Source organism: Streptomyces sp. WAC05292 (genome assembly GCF_003949955.1).
Classification (GTDB): Bacteria; Actinomycetota; Actinomycetes; order Streptomycetales; family Streptomycetaceae; genus Streptomyces; species Streptomyces globosus.
Genome location: NZ_RPSE01000536.1, coordinates 1 through 3,305 on the forward strand (window position 1 = coordinate 1; position 3,305 = coordinate 3,305).

The 3,305-nt window shown below is 75.2% G+C and carries 3 protein-coding genes; 1 reads left to right on the plus strand and 2 read right to left on the minus strand.

Annotated features, from left to right (window positions below):
• Positions 1 to 259 precede the first annotated feature (259 nt).
• A complete protein-coding gene (locus EF903_RS30590) occupies positions 260 to 1,150 on the plus strand; it encodes a 3-hydroxybutyryl-CoA dehydrogenase (protein ID WP_125548237.1) in 891 nt (296 codons plus the stop codon).
• Between the two features lie 91 nt (positions 1,151 to 1,241).
• Here the strand turns inward: EF903_RS30590 and EF903_RS30595 are convergent, their stop codons facing one another.
• The gene (locus EF903_RS30595; RefSeq protein WP_125548238.1) at positions 1,242 to 2,582 is read right to left on the minus strand and encodes a transcriptional regulator; all 1,341 of its coding nucleotides are present in this window, start codon (positions 2,580 to 2,582) and stop codon (positions 1,242 to 1,244) included.
• Between the two features lie 360 nt (positions 2,583 to 2,942).
• Positions 2,943 to 3,305 (minus strand): SpoIIE family protein phosphatase (locus tag EF903_RS30600; protein ID WP_148142616.1); only part of this gene is annotated, 363 nt, incomplete at its 5' end.

A 3,305-nucleotide genomic window follows, 5' to 3' on the forward strand; every position in this document is an offset into this window, starting at 1 on the left:
GTCGGGGCCCCGTCCTCCCGCGGCGCGGCCTGCGCCCGCCCTGCCGCGGCGGACGCGAGCGCCCCCGCGGCGCCGGCCAGCAGACCCCGTCGCCCCATGTACGTCATGTGTTCGCTCCGCTCCTCTGCGTGACATCTCCTGTGTGGGGTCAGCATGCCCGCCCCGGCCCTCGGCCAAGGGCAGGGACGGGGGTAACGTCGGGGTGCGTGGCGGGCGCCGGAAGCAGTCACCACTGCACGAACGGGGGACCCGCCCTCCGATGACCAGCGAAAGGCACGAAGTGACTGACCTCCCTTCCGACATCACCCGAGTCGGCGTAGTGGGCTGCGGCCAGATGGGCGCTGGTATCGCCGAGGTCTGCGCCCGCAGCGGACTGGACGTCAAGGTCGCCGAGACCACCGGCGAGGCCCTGGAGATCGGCCGCACCCGGCTGCAGAACTCCCTGTCGAAGGCCGCCGCCCGTGGCAAGATCAGCGAGGAGGAGCGGGACGCCACCCTGGCCCGCCTCTCCTTCACCACCGACCTGGGCGAGTTCGCCGACCGCGACCTGGTCATCGAGGCGGTCGTCGAGAACGAGCAGGTCAAGACGGAGATCTTCCAGGTCCTCGACCAGGTCACCCGCCCGGGCGCCATCCTCGCCTCGAACACCTCGTCGATCCCGCTGGTCAAGCTGGCCGTCGCGACCTCCCGCCCCGACCAGGTCATCGGCATCCACTTCTTCAACCCGGCGCCCGTGCAGAAGCTCGTCGAGCTGATCCCCGCCCTCACCACGAGCGAGGAGACCATCAAGCGGGCCGAGGCCCTGGTGCAGAACGTGCTCGACAAGCACGCCATCCGCGCCCAGGACCGGTCGGGCTTCGTCGTCAACGCCCTCCTCGTCCCGTACCTGCTCTCCGCGATCCGGATGTTCGAGTCGGGCATCGCCAGCCGCGAGGACATCGACAACGGCATGGAGTTCGGCTGCGCCCACCCGATGGGCCCGCTGAAGCTGTCCGACCTGATCGGCCTGGACACCGTGGCCTCGATCGCCGACTCGATGTACGCCGAGTTCAAGGAGCCGCTGTACGCCGCTCCCCCGCTGCTCCAGCGGATGGTCGACGCCGGCCGCCTCGGCCGCAAGACCGGTTCGGGCTTCTACCCGTACAGCTGACCCCCCGGCGCGCCCCGGGAACGCCCGGCCGCTCCGGCGGCGGCCGGGGCCCCGCTCCGCCGCCCCGCGCGGCCGGCGGCCGTCCGAGCGGTCACAGCGGGACGCTCAGCGCCCCGTCGATGAGGCGGGCCGTCTCCTCCGCGCCCGAACACCCGCTGGACAGGAGCTGTTCCCGGACCGCGCGCAGCCGGTCGCGGAGCCGTTGCGACTCCATCCCCTTGGCCCGTTCGGCCATTTCGGCGCCCGCGGCGGCCGCCCGGTCCGCCTCGCCCTGCCGGAGCTGGATCTCGCAGAGCATCGCGAGCCGGTGGACCCGGCCGCGGTCGTGCGCCGGGGTGCCGACGGCGGCGGCGGCCTGCTCGTGGGCGGCGGCGAGCTCCCCGAGGCTGAGGAGGGCCTCCGCCACCTGGACGTTGACGAGGCCCGGCTGGACGTAGCCGGTCTCGTCGGGTTCGCAGCCGGGGCGGATCCGCTCGGCGGCGGCCTCCGCGTGCCGGATGCACGCCAGCGCCGCGGCGGTGTCCCCGAGCCGGGCGTAGGCCTTGGCCTGCATCGCGTACAGGTCGGCGGCGAGCGCAGCCGTGGTGTGGCGGCCCGCCGCGCGCAGCGCGGTCTCGGCGAACGCGACGGCCTGGCGGTGGTCGCGCAGGTGGAGGGACTGGTTGACGAGCAGGGCGATGACGTAGGCGCCGAGGCCGCGGTCGCCGCTGGCCTTGGCGAGCCGCAGCGCCTGGTGGAAGTAGCGCTGGGCCAGGCCGTGCGCGTCGGAGTCGTACGCGCAGATCCCGGCGACGGCGACGAGTGACCCTGCGGCCCGGTGCAGACGGCGCCCGAGGTCGTCAGGGTAGCTGCCGCGGAGCAGGGGCGCGGTCTCGCCGCCGAGGAAGCGGACGATGCGGGCGCGGGTGGCGATGCCGCCGGCCCGCCGGTACATCAGCTCGTAGTGGGCGCGGGCCGCGCGGAGGACCTCGATGTGCTCGGGGCCGACGCGCAGGGGCCCGTCGCGGGAGACGTCGGCGTCCTCGGGCGGGTTCTCCCATTCCCAGACGGGGATGACGGCGGGTGTGCCGGTGAGGGCGGGCGCCGCGTGCAGGGGGAAGCGGCCCTGTTCGTCGGAGCGCCACAGGGCCGCGGCCCGGTCGACGAAGCCGCTGAGCGGCGAGGCGTGCGGGCCGGCCGGCTGGTCGGGTACGCCGAAGCCGACGTCGTCGAGGGAGACGGGGCGGCGCAGCCGGCCGCCGAGCACCTCGCAGATCAGGTCGGGGACCTGGCCGCGGGGCCGCTGGCCCTTCAACCACCGGTTGACGGCGGTGTGTTCGTAGCGCAGGGCCAGTCCGCGGGAGCGGCCCGCCTGGTTCACGTGCGCGGCGAGTCCTGCATGGGACATGCCCGCCTCGGCGAGGAGGGCGTCGAGCAGGGCGTTGGGCTGCATGGGCCCCTCCAAGGGCTCGTCGGGACCAGGCTAGTGGGTGCGGCGTTCACACGGGGTGTGAACCGAGTACGCGCATAAATGCGATGCGTACCCTGCCGGGGGAACCTCCGGGGGCGGTTCACTGAAGAGCCTCGCCAAGAGGCCGCACGGGTCGTCGGCTCCCCCTCGTACAGTGCGACGACCCGCCACCCGCGCCGCCCGTCCGCTGTCTGCCCGACACTCCACGGCCGGCGGGCGGCGCACCCCGGCTCCTCCGGCGCCCGGTTGGTCACCGGACTCCGGCCGCGAGCCGGGGGAACGCGCGCCGGGCCCTCCCACCGGGGCCCGGTGTGCGGTTCCCGGCCGCCGCCTCCCCACGGGTCAGGCGCAGCGGTCGCTGCGGACCGCCAACAGGGCGGCGTCGTCCGCGGGATGGCCGCCGGTGTGGCGCAGCAGGGCCGCGTGCACTCCCGCCACCAGCCGCGCGGGCGTGGCCGCCGGCTGCCGGGCGGCGATGCCGGAGAGGACGCGGGGCAGCGGGAAGAACCGGCCGGCCGCGTCGCGGGCGTCCTCGGCGCCGTCCGTGTGCAGGAACAGCACGTCCCCGGGCCCCAGTCGGCCGCAGTCCCCCGCCTCCAGCCCGTCCGGTACGGGCACCACCCCGAGCGGCGGCAGGGGATCGCCGCCGTCCACGGCCCGTACGTCCGGCCAGGGGCCGGCGGGCGCGGGCACCGGGAGCGGGGG

What these genes read in the sequence shown, in the direction of transcription:
- EF903_RS30590 (WP_125548237.1), top strand. Translation starts at nt 260, where the DNA reads ATGACCAGCGAAAGGCACGAAGTGACTGACCTCCCTTCCGACATCACC.
- EF903_RS30595 (WP_125548238.1), bottom strand. Translation starts at nt 2,582, where the DNA reads ATGCAGCCCAACGCCCTGCTCGACGCCCTCCTCGCCGAGGCGGGCATG.